Genomic DNA, 15,614 nt, shown 5'->3' on the forward strand with positions numbered 1-15,614 from the left:
TCACCCAACGATAACGACCTCCCTCACTGGAACCACGCCATGACCAACAAGCTGCAACTGGGCGCCATTGCGCTCGCGCTGTTCACCGCCGGCCTCGCGCAGGCCGAAACCATCCGCATCGCCATCGGCACGCAGGACACCACCATCAACTGCGCCACCGGCGGCGTGCTGATCCGCGAGCTGAAGCTGCTGGACAAATACCTGCCGCACGACGGCAAATACAAGGATGTGCAGTACGACATCCAGTGGAAGAACTTCACCTCCGGCGCACCGCTGACCAACGAAATGGTGGCGGACAAACTGGATATCGGTTCGATGGCCGACTTCCCCGGCTCGCTCAACGGCGCGGCGTTCGACAAGGCCGGCAAGAAGAGCCTGTTCATCACCGTGCTGTCCGGCAGCACGCAGGGCAGCGGCAACGGCATCGTGGTGCCCAAGGATTCGCCCATCCACTCGATTGCCGAGCTCAAGGGCAAGACCATCTCGGTACCGTTCGCGTCAACCGCACACGGCATGCTGCTGCGCGCGCTCAAGAACAACGGCATCGACCCCGAGAAGGACGTGACCATCACCACGCAGGCACCGGAAGTCGCCGGCCCGGCGCTGCAGGCGGGCAAGATTGATGCGCATGCCGATTTCGTGCCGTTTGCCGAGCTGTTTCCCTATCGCGGCTTTGCCCGCAAGATCTTCGATGGCTCGCAAGCCAGCACACCCACCTTCCATGGCTCGCTGGTGAATGCCGACTATGCGAAGAAATACCCTGAGATCGTGGTCGCCTTCCTGCGCGCCGCCATCGAGGCCGATCGCCTGTTTGCCAGTGACCCGGAGAAATACAGCGACCTGATCGAGAAAACCACCGGCATCGAAGCCGAAGTCGCCTATCTGTTCCACGGCCCGCTCGGCCTGCAAACCCGCGACTTCAGCTGGAAGCCCGAGTACCGCCAGGCGGTGAAGACCTCGATCGAGACGCTGCGTTTCCTCAAGCGCACCGATGCCGATCTGGACGTGGCCAGCTTTGTCGATGACCGCTATATCCGGCAGGCCTTCAAGCAATCCGGCCTGGATTACGACGCGCAGCTGAAGAACTACGACAAGCTGCCACTCAAGGCCAAGGACATCCTCACCGGCAAGCCCATCAGCGATGCGCGCCGGCTGGGCCAGGTGTGGATCGAGGGCGAAGCCAAAGTGCGCAACTACGCCACGCTTGAATCAGCTGTCGACGACGCGCGCCGCATCGAGACCGGCGGCAAGAAGATTCGCGTGATCTACGCACAGGACTACAACAGCGGCATCAAGCTGCTGGCGCGTCAGGCGTGGTTTGCGCAAGACGGCAAGGGCCAGCTTGCTGCCTTCCTGCTGCGCGATGCCGCCACCGCCTGGGCCAAGGGCAACAACGCCAAGGTGGTCGATTACGCCGGCATCCAGCCGCAGGCCAAGTTCGCCAGCAACTGAGGTCAGCCATGACAGACCGCCGATTTACCCCGTCTGCCTGGCTGCTGCCCGCGGCCTCGCTGCTGGTCAGCGTGCTGCTGTGGCAGGCACTGGCTGCCAGCCGGCTGCATCTGGGCGTGGTGACATTCGCCAACGTGCCCTCACCCGTCGAGGTGCTGCGCGCCGGCTGGGACTTGCTGCAATCGCCCAAGCTGCTGTTCCACCTCGGCCATAGCCTGGTGCGGGTGTTTGCCGGCTTTGCCGCCGCCGCCTTGCTCGGCATCGGGCTGGGGCTGCTGGTGGGCCGCGCACGCTGGGCACGCAGCACGCTGCTGCCACCGCTAGAGGTATTGCGGCCCATTCCGGCAGTGGCGTGGATACCGCTGTCGGTACTGGTGTTCCCGTCGTCGGAAGTCAGCATGATTTTCATCACCTTCATCGGTGCGCTTTTTCCCATCCTGCTGGCCACCATCCATGGTGTGGACAGCGTGGACGAACGCCTGATCGCCTCGGCGCGCAGCCTGGGTGCACGGCGCTGGCAGCTGTTTGGCGAGGTCATCGTACCCGGCGCTGCGCCGGCCATCATCACCGGCCTGGCCATCGGCATGGGCACGTGCTGGTTTTGCCTGGTGACTGCGGAAATGATCTCCGGCCAGTTCGGCATCGGCTATTACACCTGGGAGAGTTATACCTTGCAGAACTACGCCAATATCGTCGTCGGCATGCTGTTGATCGGCCTGCTGGGCATGGGCAGCAGCGCGTTGATCCGGTTTGCCGGACGCCGGGCCATGCCATGGCAGCGGGGTGGCGCATGAACGCGCCCTTGCACGCGCTGCAGGCGCAGACCGGCCGGGTGGCGCTGTCCAGCGTGTCCATCCGAGTCGGCAGCGGTGCGGATGCCTTCACCGCCGTTCAAGAGGTTGATCTCGACATCGCCCCGGGCGAGTTTGTCTGCCTGCTTGGCCCGTCGGGCTGCGGCAAATCGACCTTGCTCGGCGCACTGGCCGGGCACTTGCAGCCCGCGCAGGGTCGTATCCTGCTTGATGGGGCTGCCATCAATGGCCCTTCGCCCGAACGTGGACTGGTATTCCAGCACCACACATTGCTGCCATGGCGCAGCGTGATCGACAACGTGGCCTTCGGCCTGAAAATGCGAGGGCAGCCACGCGCGGCACGCCATGCAGCGGCACGCGCGCTGCTGGAGCTGGTCGGCCTTGGTGGTTTTGAAACACGCTATCCGGCGCAGCTATCGGGCGGCATGCAGCAGCGCGTGGAAATCGCCCGCGTGCTGCTCGGCCAGCCACGCGTGCTGCTGATGGACGAACCCTTCGGCGCGCTCGATGCGCTCACCCGGCTGAAGATGCAGCAATTGCTGCTCGATGTCTGGGATCGTTTTGGCACCACCGTGGTCTTCGTCACTCATGATATCGACGAGGCCTTGTTCCTCGCCGACCGTATCGTGGTAATGAGCCCTCGCCCCGGCCGCATCATCGAGGACATCCGCCTGCCGTTTGCACGCCCGCGCGACGCCAGCCTGTCCACCAGCGCCGATTTCAACACGCTCAAGCGCCATTTGCTGGCGCTGCTGCATCACGATGCCGACGCGGCGCCATTGCCGCGCTTGTCGCCACTGGGTGCAGTGCGCCCCCATGAACTCCAATTTGCCATCTAAGCCCCCCATGACTGCCCTTCTCGCTGCCCTGCACGATCACCCTGACTACCTTGCCATTGCCCCACGGCTGCATGCTGCCGATGCAGCCATCCGGCGCGTAGCGCTGCTGGAGCTGGCCGACGAAGCCGACCCCGAGCTGCTGCCGGCACTAGTGCACGCGCTGGACGACGCCGATGCCGGCGTGCGTGCCGAAGCGGCCCGGTTGCTGGCTGGCGCTGACGACATCGCCGCTACGGCAGCACTGGCAGCAAGACTGCTCGACAGCGATGGCGCAGTGCGCGATGCCGCAGCGCAAAGCCTGTCCGAACTCAAATCGGCCGATTGCGGCACAGTACTGCTGGATTGGGCTGTGCACGACAACGCCTTTGCGCGCACCGCCGCACTGCGCGCATTGCGCGAGCTACGCCTGCCGGCTGCACACGACGCCGGATTGGCCGCGCTGAAACACCCACAGGCTGGCGTGCGCCGCGAAGGCGTAGGCGTGCTTGGCTGGCTGAAAGCAGATGATGCGCTGCCCGCGCTGGCCGATCTGGCGCAACACGACCCCGATGCCGAAGTGCGCCGGGCTGCCAGCGGCGCGGTCGGCTTCGGCCAGCATCCCGCCGTGCTGCCTGCACTGCTGGCTGCGCTGGGCGATGAACACTGGCCGGTACGCGAAGAGGCGGCTGCCACCTTGGGCAAGCTGCGCCTGCAAGCAGCGGGTGAAGCATTGATCTCCACGCTGGAGCAGGACATCTGGCAGGTGCGCATCCGCGCGGCGCGCGCACTGGGGCTGCTGCATGAGCGCCAAGCGCTGCCAGCGCTGATCGGCAGCCTTGCCCATCAGGCCGGCAACCTGCGCAAGGAAGCCGCGATTGCACTGGGCGAAATCGGCGATCCGTCGGCCCTGCCCGCGCTGTCCATCGCCACCGACGACCCCGACCCCGAGGTGCGCAAGGCAGCACGGCTGGCGCTCGGCAAGCTGGCATCAGCATGACGCCGCAACAGCTCGACCTGCACCCGGCCGGCCTGACGCTGGCATGGCCCGACGGCACGGCCACACTCAACGCGGCCCGGCTGCGGGCGGCCTGCCGCTGTGCCGATTGCCGCGCCGCCAGCCTGCGCGGCCAACCGCTGCCCATTCCCGATCAACTGCAGCTGGCCCATGCCACGCCGCTGGGGCATTACGCGCTACAGCTGCATTTCAGCGACGGGCATGAGCGCGGCATCTATCCCTGGAGCTATCTGCACGAGCTGGCGTTGCCACTGCTGACGGCCAATCCGGTGGACTGACGCCGTCGGCACATTGCCGGCTGACAGCCGGCGGCGATGTCGCCATCGCAACAAACTGCGCGCCATGCTGCAGCAAAACCAGCATGCGCACTCGCACGCGCCACGCGCAAGCAGGCTTTGCGCCGCACCGGCCGGTGGCACGGCTTGTGCTGATACACCCTGTACACCGGCACCGCCCAGGCAGCCCCAGGCTTGTTCCGTAACGGCGATGCCCCGACAGGAGAAGCTGCATGGCGACGAACGCACACACCGATTTGCGTACCCTGCACACCGATGTGCTGGTGATTGGCGGCGGCCCGGCCGGCTGCTGGGCTGCGTGGCGAGCGGCGCGCAGCGGCGCCCGCGTGGTCTTGGCCGACAAGGGCTATGTGGGGACCTCTGGCGCTACCGCCCCGTCGGGCACCGGCGTGTGGTATGTACCGCCCGAGGCCGAGGCGCGCGAGGCTGCATTGGCCAGCCGCGAGGCACTGGGCGGCTATCTGGCCGACCGGGGCTGGGGCACCCGCGTGCTTGACCAGACTTATGCCAACCTGGAGCAGGTGGCGCAATGGGGTTACCCCTTCCCGCTGGACGATCAGGGCCGGCAGCGCCGCACCTCGCTGCAGGGGCCGGAATACATGAAGCTGATGCGCAAGGTGGTCAAGCAGGCAGGCGTCAGCATCCTGGACCAAAGCCCGGCGCTGCAGCTCTTGCTGGATGATGAAGGCAGCGTGGTCGGCGCCGAGGGCGTCAGCCGCCAGGGTGACGAGCGCTGGCAGGTGCGGGCCGGTGCGGTAGTGCTGGCTACTGGCGGCTGCGCCTTTTTGTCCAACGCGCTGGGCTGCAACGTGCTGACCGGCGATGGCTATCTGCTGGCGGCCGAAAGCGGCGCCGAGCTGTCCGGCATGGAGTTCTCCAATGCCTATGGTTTGTCACCGGCGTTTTCGTCCGTCACCAAATCGGCGTTCTATCGCTGGGCCACCTTCCGCTACGAAGATGGCAGCCTGATCGACGGCGCGGGCTCCAAGCACGGGCGCAGCATCATTGCCCGCCATCTGGAGGGCGGCACGCAAGTGTATGCACTGCTCGATCTGGCGACAGATGCCGATCGCCAGTACGCGCGCAGCGCCCAGCCCAATTTCTTCCTGCCATTCGACCGCATCGGCATCGACCCATTTACCCGGCAATTCCCGGTCACCCTGCGGCTGGAAGGCACGGTGCGCGGCACAGGCGGCCTGCGCCTGGTTGACGAAGGCTGCGCCACCACGGTGCGTGGCCTGTATGCTGCCGGCGACGCCGCCACGCGCGAGCTGATCTGCGGCGCGTTTACCGGCGGCGGTAGCCACAATGCGGCATGGGCCACTTCATCGGGTTACTGGGCTGGCGAAGCTGCAGCAGCCTTTGCGCTGCAACAGGGCCGGCAGTCACACGCACGCAGCGCCATCGCTGCCGGCGGCGCCACCCAGTCCGGCAGCCAGCAACTGGACAGCCGTGCGCTGATCCAGGCGGTGCAGCAGGAGGTGCAACCGTACTCCAAAAACCTGTTCCGCAGCGGCGAAGGGCTGGATGCATCGCTGGCACGGCTGGACGGCTACTGGCGCAGCGTGCGGCAAAGTACCCCGGCCACCAACGCAGCAGAACAGCTGCGCGCCCGCGAAGCCACTGCCATGCTCGCCACCGCGCGGTGGATGTACCGTAGCGCGCTCGCACGCACTGAAACACGCGGCATGCACAAGCGGCTGGACCACGCCGGCGAAGATCCGGCCCAGCAGCATTACATCCACAGCGGCGGGCTGGACAGGGTATGGACGCGCAATCACCGTGCCCCATGGCACGTGCCTGCCCTTCAGGCAGAGGTGGCGGCATGATCGAGCTGGTCAGTGCCGAGCGCTGCATCAATTGCGACCTGTGCGTGCGGGTCTGCCCCACCAATGTGTTCGATGCGGTGCCCGGCGACAACCCGGTGATCGCGCGCCAGCAGGATTGCCAGACCTGCTTCATGTGCGAAGCGTATTGCCCGGTCGATGCGCTGTACGTCGCCCCGTTTGCCGAGCAGCACATTGCCGTCGACGAGCAAGCGTTGAACGAAGATGCGTTGCTGGGCAGCTACCGCCGCGCCATATGCTGGAGCCCGGGCAGCCGCCCCCAGCCGGATCAGAGTTTCAGGCTGCTGCGGGGTGGCTGAGCCTCCGACCGCTGGCAGCAGGAACGATACGCGCCATGCTGACATCACCGGCGTTGCCACAATCACGGAACGCACGGTTGCAGATGGCTCTGGCGCACAGGCCGATCCGGTCATGCTCACCCCGGTTCCCTTTTATTTCCTGCGCCATGGCGAAACAGACTGGAATGCGGCATACCGGGCTCAGGGCCGGCAGGATATTCCCCTTAACACAAGAGGCCGGCAACAGGCCCGCGATGCCGCGTTGCGCCTGCACGACTGTGGCATCCGGACGATATGCAGCAGCCCTTTGCTGCGTGCACGGGAAACCGCGGACATCATCGCGCAAGGGCTGGGACTGAGCATCAACACGGTTCAAGATCTGCAGGAAGCGCATCTGGGGCCGTTCGAGGGCAGCATGCCCGGTCGGTGGCTACAAAGGTGGCGTGGCGGCCATACCGACGCCGGCATGGAATCCCACGCCGGGTTTCAGCAACGCACGCAGGCAGCCATTCATGAAGCGCTCACCCAGCCCGGGCCCGTACTGATTGTGGCTCACGGGGGTACGCATGCCGTGTTGCAGCAGCTCACGCGGATCATTGCAGATACGCATCAGACCAATGCCCAAGCATTGTTCTTTCAACCACCAGATGCGCTGCGCTCGTACTGGTCATCAACCCTGATCTGAACGGCTGGCTTCGCCTGTGTATCGACACGAGCGCACTCAGCAGAGCCCCCTGGACCGACCCAGCTTCAGTAGGCAAATCCCGGCCTCACGCTGCGGCCTGTTCACGGTGCCATTAGCAGGCTGCGAGAAACTCTTTGAACTCCCACCGAGAATAAGAAAAACCATGGAATCTGGCTTTTTTGCTTAAAAATCGAGCGAGATCGGCTTAAATTTTAAGCAGTTTCGCCCAAGCTTGCCCGTTTTTCCCACATCCAGCGGTGGCCGGGAGTTTCTCACCAGCCTGTTAGTGTCGAATCAAATGTCGCATTGCAGGACTTGACCTCAGACTCACTTCCGCAGATCAGCTTATGGCAATTGCAAGACAGATTGTTGCTGATCCCGCAATACCACTTTTAACTGCACATCGGTGCCAGCTCCTCCAACCTCCTGCAAATAGAAAGATTTTCCTTCTTTTGTTGCTAAAAATATCACAGCACTTTTCGGCCCATGAAATGTTTGCAATCTAAAGTGGCCTGCACTATCCGTTATCCCTTCTGCCTCTATTCCATTGTTATAAATCAGCCAAACCTTCACCCCTGGCAAGGGTTTTTCAAACCTATCCAGAACGACACCGCTCACTTTAGTAAGGGCATCACACGCCACTAAAAATACAAAGGAGAGGAGGACTAATTTTTTCATTCGCATACTCCATTAGGGTATTTTTGCTTCATATCTGCCATGATCTTTCGACCAAAGGCGTAAGCGTCCTTCTCAAGAATTCAATTGTCGTATCCGTGAGCAATTATCTCTGCACCAATCAAAGCAACAAATGGCAGGCCTCCTCCAGTGAGTGACGCTTTGATACGAATGCCTTGCTTCGTGACCAATCAATTTCATATCAGAAACATATTGGTTTTTTATATATCTGGCGTCAAATAAATATCGTTGCCAATCGTTGTTCCGCCATACTCAGGAAAAGGAAACAGATAGTCATTAGCATGAAGCCTAACTGTCGCATCTCAGATGATAATTTAAGCCCCAGAAGCTGGCAGCGGTAGAGCGTTTCAATGGCCGAATCAGCGAAGTGCTGGCGACACATCGCTTTGAGTCAGGCGAGGATCTGGCGCAGACATTGACGCGCTATGTCTGGTTGTGCAACCAGCATCTGCCGCAGTTGGCGCTACAGCATCGCACACCGCTTCAGGCGATGAAGGATTGGGCGCGTGAGCGACCTGACTTATTTCATAAACGCGCGATCTATCGTCCGGGACTAGACAACTAGACAACTACCTCCCACATACCCATAAGTCGAAAAACTCCATCCATCCAACCCAATCGGATCACTCTCAACATACCGCCCCGTCGCCGGATCATAATCCTGGAAGTAGTTGTAGAAGTGCCCGCTCTCCTGATCATAGTACTGGCCGGGGAAGCGCAGGTTGTAGACAAAGGTCGTACCGCTGTTGCTCGGGTCCTGGTTCGGCAGGGTGTCGCCAAACGCTTCGCTGTCCCAGCGCCATACCAGCTGGTTGTTGGCTGCGGCGGTGATCTGGCGCGGCGTGCCGAGGTGGTCGGCCCAGACGTAGTAGGTGGCCGGGTTTTGCGGGTCGGCGCTCGGTTTGATTACGGCAATCGGCATGTCGCCCAGCCAGATGGTTTCCTGGATGGCCGTGCCGTTGGCTTGGTATTCGCCCAGCAAATGGCCGGCCTGGTCGTAGACGTAACGCAGCGTGCCGTTGCCATTGGTCTTTTGCAGCCGTTGGCCGAGGGCGTTGTAGCTGTACTGGGTGATGGCAGCGCCACGTTGCAGCTGGATCAGGCGGCCGGCATTGTTGTAGGTGTTGACCATGCCGGCGTCGTTGATGCGATCGCCGCTCGCGTCGAATCAAATGTTGCATTGCAAGATTTGACCCCGGGTTTTTCTATGTTGCCCCTAGCTGATCTCGTAGTAGCGGCCAGGCATCTTCCAGATACTTACGGGCATCCTCGCTCTCTGTTGCTGCTTGTTGCAGTAAATATTCAATAGAGGCGTTATGCTCCGTTGTCTTGGTCGAAAGCGCCCGGTCGATCAGCCTCAAAGCCGAGCTATAGCTATCGTCATCTGAATGATTCTCGCCGACTGCCGGAACCTCCCAGCTTCCAAACGCCTGCTTATGCCAGAGTCCCAGGATATTCAGGACAGTTCCGCCAATTCGATGGGCCGCATCCTCTGGGCCAAGGGCTTTTAGCTCATCGAGCGGCACATCAACAATCAGGCGAGACTCCGCATTTTGCTTCTCAACTTTTGAAATACAAAGGCTTGCTTCTTGATCTAAGTAGATTTCCAAGCGCGGTACTTTCATCATTTATTTCCCATCGCACTACTTCATGCACTGAGCAAGGTACTCCCCAGCGCGGTTCATGCATACTTGATAACCTTTTTACTCCAGAACATATGCGCAACGGAGCACTCCGTCGCATCACGCTCATATTGCGCGACACATTCCTTCTTGCATTCTTCGCGTGGAGTATCGCTGCTGCTGCAAACGAGTTGGCCGATTTTATGTCCTAGATATCCACCAGCAGCAGCTCCCGCTGCCCCGCCTGCCGTACTTCCTGATGCGGCACCAGCCTCACCACATCCAACCGTCCCAACGCCTGGTGCAACCAGCGTACAAGCGGCACCGCCGACCGTCCAAGCCGCTACACATGCTTGGTTCGGGGCTAAACCCAGCGAATCGGTGAACATCACGGGATTGCCGTTCACATAGCCATACGTCGAAAAACTCCCCCCATCCAACCCAATCGGATCACTCTGGACATACCGCCCCGTCGCCGGATCATAATCCCGGAAATAGCTATAGAAGTGCCCGCTCTCCTGATCATAGTACTGCCCCGGGAAGCGCAGGTTGTAGGCAAAGGTGCTGCCGCTGTTGCTCGGGTCCTGGTTCGGCAGGGTGTCGCCAAACGCTTCGCTGTCCCAACGCCATACCAGATTGTTGTTGGCTGCGTCGGTAATCTGGCGCGGTGCGCCGAGGTGGTCGGCCCAGACGTAGTAGGTGGCCGGGTTTTGCGGATCGGCACTGGGTTTGATCACCGCAATCGGCGTGTCACCCAGCCGGATGGTTTCCTGAATGGCTGTGCCGTTGGCCTGGTACTCGCCCAGCAGGTGGCCAGCCTGGTCATAGACGTAGCGCAGGGTGCCGTTGCCATTGGTCTTTTGCAGCCGTTGGCCGAGGGCGTTGTAGCTGTACCGAGTAATGGCAGCCCCACGTTGCAGCAGGATCAGGCGGCCAGCGTTGTTGTAGGTGTTGACCATGCAGGCGTCGTTGGCACGGTTGCTGTTAGTGTCGAATTAAATGTTGGATTGCAAGACCTCGTATCTTGATCCTGCCAGCCCCGACACAGCTACCATGGTGCCAGAGCAGGCCGGGCAGGATGATGCTGGCAAGGCTTTAAGCCCTTGAGTCCTCAACAAGCCTGTGGGTCAGATAAGCGCACCTGCCCGTTTCTCGTTCATTCAGTCCGAACGGTAACCTGAGCCAGCGCCAAGCGGAACACGCTCGCACCAAGCTCGCATACGAGGAAGGCCAAGAACGATGAACGAGCTGCGCTGTTTTATCGGTATTGATGTTGCCAAACTCAAGCTGGATCTGGCTTTGCTGGTCAACGGCAAGTACAAGTCCAAGGTGGTGGCCAATACGCGCGAGGGTCACCTGCAGTTGCAGCAATGGTTGCTGGACCGCGATGCCACGCCGGCCAACAGCCGTCTGTGCATGGAGGCCACCGGCCCCTATTCAGAAACGGTTGCGACCGCACTGGTCGATCGGGGCTGGCCGGTCAGTATCGTCAATCCCGCACGCATCAAGGGCTTTGCGCAAAGCGAGCTGAGCCGGAACAAGACCGATGCGGTCGATGCCGCGCTGCTGGCGCGCTTTTGCAGTGTCATGCAGCCCGAATGCTGGACGCCACCGCCCGCGGAATACCGCACCTTGCGCGCTTGGGTGGATCGGCTGCAGGCGCTCAAAGACATTCAGCAGCAAGAAAAGAACCGCCAGGAAGCTGCCTTGGCCATGCAGCAAGCGGCGCTGGTCGATTCGATCCAGCATCATCTGGACTGGCTGGCGCAAGAGATCGCCCGCATCGCGCAAGACATCGATGATCATCTGGATCATCACCGCGGCCTGAAACGTGACGCGGCACTGATGACCAGCATTCCCGGCATTGGCAATACCACTGCCGCCAAGATGCTGGCCTATGTGGGCGACGTGCGCCGCTTCGAATCTGCCAAGGCACTGGCCGCCTGGCTGGGCGTCTCGCCCCGGCAACGGCAATCGGGCAGTTCGGTGAGAGGCCGGACCATGCTCAGCCGCACCGGCCACCGCAGCGCGCGCACCGCGCTATACATGCCGGCACTGGTGGCACGGCGCCACAACTCTGCCTTGCAGGCCTTCGGCGAACGACTGCGCGCCAACGGCTTGGCGCCCAAGGCAGTGGTTGGCGCGGCCATGCGCAAGCTCGCGCATCTGATCTTCGGGGTGGTGCGCTCAGGCATGCCATTCGATGCACAAATGGCAATGCCCAAGCTTGACGTTCAAGACGGTATCTGACCCCGGATTTTCGCGGATTTTCGCAGCCTCTTGCACTCGGTGTAAATACGATCGACTTGGGCCATACGCTGCATATCTTTATTGTTTACATTTAATAAGAACCGCTTAATCACCTGAAATGCCACGCAATGCAGAATCTTTATCCATAGCCCAATCACCATGCAAATATTCTATCGCCTCGAGAAAATTTCCTTCCGCTGATTTTTCAAGCCAAACCTCAGCTAACTCGATGTCACTTGCACTGCGAGTACGGACCCCTCTTGAAAATAAATCCATTGCCAACATAAATTGGCACTCAGCATCGCCATGTTGGGCCTTAAATTCAATTTTCGCGAAATCTGCTACCTTAGCTTCTCTGGATTCACCCTTGTAGTCGCGCATACCTAGCTTTAGGCCACCATGAAGTTCCAGAAGTGCAAAGATACCGGCTCCCATCATTCGCTCTGCATCGTCTGCGCCTGCCTCAACATACATAGAAAGAGGCACTTCGAGAGGAAACTCCCTTGCTCGAATTTTTTCGATATTACGCTCTTCCGTGGAGTAGCAAACAATTGTTTCATTTTCTTCATCAAAATGAATAATTAAGTCTCTTTTGGCTTTTGTCATCAACGATTTTCCTAGTAGCCTCGACAAGCTTGATAGCGCTTAAATGCATTGCTTTGGCACGCTTGGAGCCACCGATAGCCATGGGCACGTGAGTAAGCCTGGCACTCGTCCAATTCACGCTCATATTTTGCAAAACATTCAGCCTCGTCTTCTTCACTAACACCACTCTTGGAAAAAACCCAATTCCATGTGATTTTCGCACCTTTCCAAGCATCGCTACAGAAATGTATGACTACCGGCGTTGTCGGGCCTATTTGCGCAAGCGCGGCATTCTGGCGCGTATCGCCCGACGCGGCGTGGATAGCGGAGAACGCCTTGGGCAGCATCGGTGGGTTGTGGAGCGCACCCATGCCTGGTTTGCTGGCTTTGGAAAGCTGCGCATACGCTTTGAACGCCGCCTGGATACACATTACGTGTCCAGTCCCGCTCGATTGGTTACACGCTTCTTAAATAGTTCGGGCTTTTGCTTCTGCCAATCCTTCATCGCTTGAAGTGGTGTCCGGTGTTGCAGGGCCAACTGGGGGAGATGCTGGTTGTAGAGCCAGACGTAGCGCGTCAGCGTCTGTGCCAAATCCTCGGCCGAGTCGAAGCGATGCGTGGCCAGTACCTCGCCGATCCGGCCGTTGAAGCGCTCCACCATCCCGTTTGTTTGTGGGTGGCGCGGTTTGGTCAGGCGATGCTCGATGCCAAGCGCGGCGCACAGCCGGTCGAATTCATGCTCGCCACTGGCCTGCTTCTGCTTGTTGAACAGTCGATCCGTGAACTCGCTGCCGTTGTCGCTTAGCACCGTGTGGATCCGGAATGGTGCGGCCTTGTTCAAGGCAGCCAGAAACGCCTGCGCTGCAGCAGCCGCTGCTCGATGTGAGCGCTAACATAAAATTCGGGGGCACATGAAATTCGGTGTCAGGTCTCAATGCTGTTTGGTTAGAGCCGCTAACAAAATCTCTTTACAAAACGCAAACAAATCAAAGAACAAGCCAGCTTGAGCAGGGCGTACACCCTCGGGGTGTATGCCCCACGATGGCAAAATCAAGCTGATTATACAAGCAAAAACTTACAAATTATGAAATTTTTAAGAAAAAAATTAAAATACAACACAAAAATATACTATATAAAATCTTACAAATATGTAAAGCCACGAGGGCTTTAGCGAGAAGGATGGGGCACCAGCAACATTCGCAAGGGACGACGCTGGATCGGGGGGACCGCGTACTCTGTTTACATCACCATAAAAACGGCAAACAACACGGTTGACTATGAAGCTTCAGGCCAATCATGGGGCCGGCATGCCTACGGTAGTCGGGGTAGTCCAAACTCCAATTCAAGCCCCATATCGCCCGGTTACCATCCGCGCTATAAACCCGTTGCGCCTATGTGCCATGATCCCGTTGCAAACCGTCCGCACATAACACTCCGATGCGAGCCATGTCCCGACCAGCCGAAGATTTCACCTGCACCCAATGCGATTTCCGCGGTTCCTCACTGTCGATGCAAATTCGGCGCGTATATCAAGTCGGCGCCCACCACATTCGGGTCAGAGTTAGGCTTGCTTGGTGCCAAGCCTGTGCCAGCGTGACCGCGGCAGAAGAATTGCCAACGCCTGCCGACCTGAAGGCCTTGGTTGCCAAATACGCCAAACAACGCAGCGAAAGAGCCGCAGCGCGCGAGGCGGCCTATCGGCAACGCACCTGGGTGCAACGATTGTTTCGCCTGAAACCCGTAATCATTTGGCCGGAGGACCATTTCATTTTGTGGTCCGAAGAGCACATGGAAGCGGAAATAACTGATTTGCGCCGGCTCGTGGCCGCCATGCAGCAGCGCCAATCCACCCCGCGCTGCCTGACATGTGGTTCAACACAGACTGCGCCCTTTCACTTCGGGCTGTACGAAGAAACACCTGAGGGCAGCATGCCTACGGGCTTCATGCATCCAGGCTGCGGAGGCATGTTACAGGTCAGGAAGTCTGACTTCCGCTTTTTCCTTCGGCGCCGAATCCATGAATTTAGCATTGAGGGCGAGGCGCTGCCCCCTGCTCAGCGCTGATCCAGGAGGCGACGCGCGGCGCAAAGCGAATGAACGAAAATGGCAGCATCACCTGAATGATCTTGACTGTGCGTACTCCCGCATTTGCATCAGGTAAACCAGCAGACCCACCCCTGTACGCCGCTTGAACTCAGCGACCTGCACTTCCATAGCCGCCCAATCCATCTTGAACGGATCTTTCACCGCTAACGCCAGCAAATTGTTCCCGCCCTTGGCCAGCGCACGGTAAACATGCTGGTCGAAGGCTGTGCGCAAGCGGTTCATGCAGGTGCCGGCATGGCGCGGCGAGGTGAAGTTGCTGACCAGCACACCTTGCTGGCGCAAGGCGAGATGGCAGCCGTCATAAAAGAACTGCGAGCTGAGGGCTGCCGGTATGCCCTTCCGGTCATAACCATCCAGCAATATCACGTCGGCAATCTGGCGTCGCGAAGCCAGATACTGCGCGGCATCGGCATGAATCACCCGGAAGCGTGCGCTGTCGTCGGGAATGCCGAAGCGCTGGCGCAGGGCGATCACGCGCGCGTCGATTTCCAGCGTGGTGATCCGTGCCTGCGGAAAATGCGCGGCGCAGAATTTCGGCAGCGAGCCGCCTCCCAGCCCGACAATCAGGATGTCGGCCGGCTGCGGACAAAACAGTGCGAAGGCGAGCATGGCCTCCGTGTAGGGCAGCACCAGCTGCAAGGGATCGGACTTCTTCATCATGCTCTGGATGCCTTGATGATCGAAGTGCAGCGACAGGTAGTCATCGACATCGACGCAGAACGGCCCGTCGGCAGCGGCATGCCGCGCCGCCGTCTTGCTGAGGATGTCCAGCGTCTTGAGGTCATGCATGGTCTGGCGGCCGTCCTGCATCACACGCTGTCCGGCGCACGGCGCAGATAGATGCGCATTGGGCCGTTTTGCAGGGTCACGGCAACCGGCTTGCGCCCCAGGGCGCCATCAAGGATGTCCTGCGCGAACGATTCGATGCCCGCATCCGGCCCCGCAACGCACAGCTCCAGGTTTTCATCGGTTTGCGCGGTGACCTGCATATGCAGGCCCGTCGCTGCACTCAGTCGCAGCAGGGATTCGTGCCTGACCGCATCCATCGCACAGCCAATGATGCACAACGTCCTGCCCGCCTTGCCGGCGGCCATGCAACCCCGCTCTCCCATCCCGATTTCCCCTCATTTTTACCGAAGCCGACGCTGTGCA

The 15,614-nt window shown here is 60.1% G+C and carries 17 protein-coding genes and 3 pseudogenes; 12 read left to right on the forward strand and 8 right to left on the reverse strand.

What is annotated here, in order from left to right:
* The first annotated feature begins 39 nt into the window (after nucleotides 1-39).
* From B9A19_RS07105 to B9A19_RS07140, 8 genes are all read left to right on the forward strand, one after another.
* A complete protein-coding gene (locus B9A19_RS07105) occupies nucleotides 40-1,452 on the forward strand; it encodes an ABC transporter substrate-binding protein (protein ID WP_084090093.1) in 1,413 nt (470 codons plus the stop codon).
* 8 nt (nucleotides 1,453-1,460) lie between these two features.
* Nucleotides 1,461-2,246 (forward strand): ABC transporter permease, encoded by a 786-nt coding sequence (locus B9A19_RS07110; protein WP_084090094.1) that lies wholly within the window; start codon nucleotides 1,461-1,463, stop codon nucleotides 2,244-2,246.
* The gene (locus tag B9A19_RS07115; RefSeq protein ID WP_084090095.1) at nucleotides 2,243-3,103 is read left to right on the forward strand and encodes an ABC transporter ATP-binding protein; all 861 of its coding nucleotides are present in this window, start codon (nucleotides 2,243-2,245) and stop codon (nucleotides 3,101-3,103) included. Before B9A19_RS07110 ends, B9A19_RS07115 begins: the two co-directional genes overlap by 4 nt.
* Before the next feature lie 7 nt (nucleotides 3,104-3,110).
* Nucleotides 3,111-4,079 (forward strand): HEAT repeat domain-containing protein, encoded by a 969-nt coding sequence (locus tag B9A19_RS07120; protein WP_084090096.1) that lies wholly within the window; start codon nucleotides 3,111-3,113, stop codon nucleotides 4,077-4,079.
* The gene (locus B9A19_RS07125) at nucleotides 4,076-4,375 is read left to right on the forward strand and encodes a DUF971 domain-containing protein (RefSeq protein ID WP_084090097.1); all 300 of its coding nucleotides are present in this window, start codon (nucleotides 4,076-4,078) and stop codon (nucleotides 4,373-4,375) included. Before B9A19_RS07120 ends, B9A19_RS07125 begins: the two co-directional genes overlap by 4 nt.
* Before the next feature lie 230 nt (nucleotides 4,376-4,605).
* On the forward strand, nucleotides 4,606-6,222 hold the full coding sequence (locus B9A19_RS07130) for an FAD-dependent oxidoreductase (RefSeq protein ID WP_084090098.1): 1,617 nt from the start codon (nucleotides 4,606-4,608) through the stop codon (nucleotides 6,220-6,222).
* Complete coding sequence (locus B9A19_RS07135) at nucleotides 6,219-6,539, forward strand: 4Fe-4S dicluster domain-containing protein (protein ID WP_084090099.1); 321 nt, start codon at nucleotides 6,219-6,221, stop codon at nucleotides 6,537-6,539. The genes B9A19_RS07130 and B9A19_RS07135 overlap by 4 nt, the downstream gene beginning before the upstream one ends.
* A 112-nt stretch (nucleotides 6,540-6,651) precedes the next feature.
* Entirely contained in the window at nucleotides 6,652-7,203 is a 552-nt protein-coding gene (locus B9A19_RS07140) for a histidine phosphatase family protein (RefSeq protein WP_176216829.1), read from the forward strand.
* 345 nt (nucleotides 7,204-7,548) lie between these two features.
* On the opposite strand, the gene B9A19_RS22050 is transcribed toward B9A19_RS07140, so the two are convergent.
* A complete protein-coding gene (locus tag B9A19_RS22050) occupies nucleotides 7,549-7,881 on the reverse strand; it encodes a hypothetical protein (RefSeq protein ID WP_139798702.1) in 333 nt (110 codons plus the stop codon).
* A gap of 352 nt (nucleotides 7,882-8,233) precedes the next feature.
* On the opposite strand from B9A19_RS22050, the pseudogene B9A19_RS22970 reads away from it, so the two are divergent.
* A pseudogene (locus B9A19_RS22970) lies at nucleotides 8,234-8,464 on the forward strand (IS481 family transposase); the annotation flags it as partial.
* On the opposite strand, the gene B9A19_RS07150 reads toward B9A19_RS22970, so the two are convergent.
* The 3 genes from B9A19_RS07150 to B9A19_RS07160 all read right to left on the reverse strand — a co-directional run bounded on the left by B9A19_RS07150 (nucleotide 8,453) and on the right by B9A19_RS07160 (nucleotide 10,480).
* Entirely contained in the window at nucleotides 8,453-9,031 is a 579-nt protein-coding gene (locus tag B9A19_RS07150; protein ID WP_084090101.1) for an RHS repeat-associated core domain-containing protein, read from the reverse strand. The pseudogene B9A19_RS22970 and the gene B9A19_RS07150 sit on opposite strands and share 12 nt — an antisense overlap.
* Nucleotides 9,032-9,104: 73 nt before the next feature.
* A complete protein-coding gene (locus B9A19_RS07155; RefSeq protein WP_084090102.1) occupies nucleotides 9,105-9,527 on the reverse strand; it encodes a hypothetical protein in 423 nt (140 codons plus the stop codon).
* Between the two features lie 53 nt (nucleotides 9,528-9,580).
* Complete coding sequence (locus tag B9A19_RS07160; RefSeq protein WP_084090103.1) at nucleotides 9,581-10,480, reverse strand: RHS repeat domain-containing protein; 900 nt, start codon at nucleotides 10,478-10,480, stop codon at nucleotides 9,581-9,583.
* Between the two features lie 280 nt (nucleotides 10,481-10,760).
* On the opposite strand from B9A19_RS07160, the gene B9A19_RS07165 reads away from it, so the two are divergent.
* Nucleotides 10,761-11,771 carry an IS110 family RNA-guided transposase gene (locus B9A19_RS07165; RefSeq protein WP_084090104.1) on the forward strand — a complete coding sequence of 337 codons (1,011 nt, stop codon included), beginning with the start codon at nucleotides 10,761-10,763 and terminating at the stop codon, nucleotides 11,769-11,771.
* A 105-nt stretch (nucleotides 11,772-11,876) separates the two neighbouring features.
* Here B9A19_RS07165 and B9A19_RS07170 read toward each other — a convergent pair whose 3' ends face one another.
* Entirely contained in the window at nucleotides 11,877-12,377 is a 501-nt protein-coding gene (locus B9A19_RS07170) for a hypothetical protein (protein ID WP_139798703.1), read from the reverse strand.
* A gap of 215 nt (nucleotides 12,378-12,592) precedes the next feature.
* Here B9A19_RS07170 and B9A19_RS07180 point away from each other — a divergent pair.
* Nucleotides 12,593-12,868, forward strand: a pseudogene (locus tag B9A19_RS07180) (hypothetical protein); the annotation flags it as partial.
* On the opposite strand, the pseudogene B9A19_RS07185 reads toward B9A19_RS07180, so the two are convergent.
* Nucleotides 12,787-13,227 (reverse strand): annotated as a pseudogene (locus tag B9A19_RS07185) (integrase core domain-containing protein); the annotation flags it as partial. The pseudogenes B9A19_RS07180 and B9A19_RS07185 sit on opposite strands and share 82 nt — an antisense overlap.
* A gap of 575 nt (nucleotides 13,228-13,802) precedes the next feature.
* Between B9A19_RS07185 and B9A19_RS07190 the strand changes: the two are divergent.
* Entirely contained in the window at nucleotides 13,803-14,420 is a 618-nt protein-coding gene (locus tag B9A19_RS07190; RefSeq protein WP_139798704.1) for a hypothetical protein, read from the forward strand.
* 48 nt (nucleotides 14,421-14,468) lie between these two features.
* Here B9A19_RS07190 and B9A19_RS07195 read toward each other — a convergent pair whose 3' ends face one another.
* Complete coding sequence (locus B9A19_RS07195) at nucleotides 14,469-15,272, reverse strand: fused MFS/spermidine synthase (protein WP_084090108.1); 804 nt, start codon at nucleotides 15,270-15,272, stop codon at nucleotides 14,469-14,471.
* Nucleotides 15,272-15,556, reverse strand: a complete 285-nt coding sequence (locus tag B9A19_RS07200; RefSeq protein ID WP_084090109.1) for a hypothetical protein — start codon at nucleotides 15,554-15,556, stop codon at nucleotides 15,272-15,274. The genes B9A19_RS07195 and B9A19_RS07200 overlap by 1 nt, the downstream gene beginning before the upstream one ends.
* Nucleotides 15,557-15,614: the final 58 nt, after the last annotated feature.

The organism is Andreprevotia lacus DSM 23236 (assembly GCF_900176275.1).
Lineage (GTDB): Bacteria > Pseudomonadota > Gammaproteobacteria > Burkholderiales > Chitinibacteraceae > Andreprevotia > Andreprevotia lacus.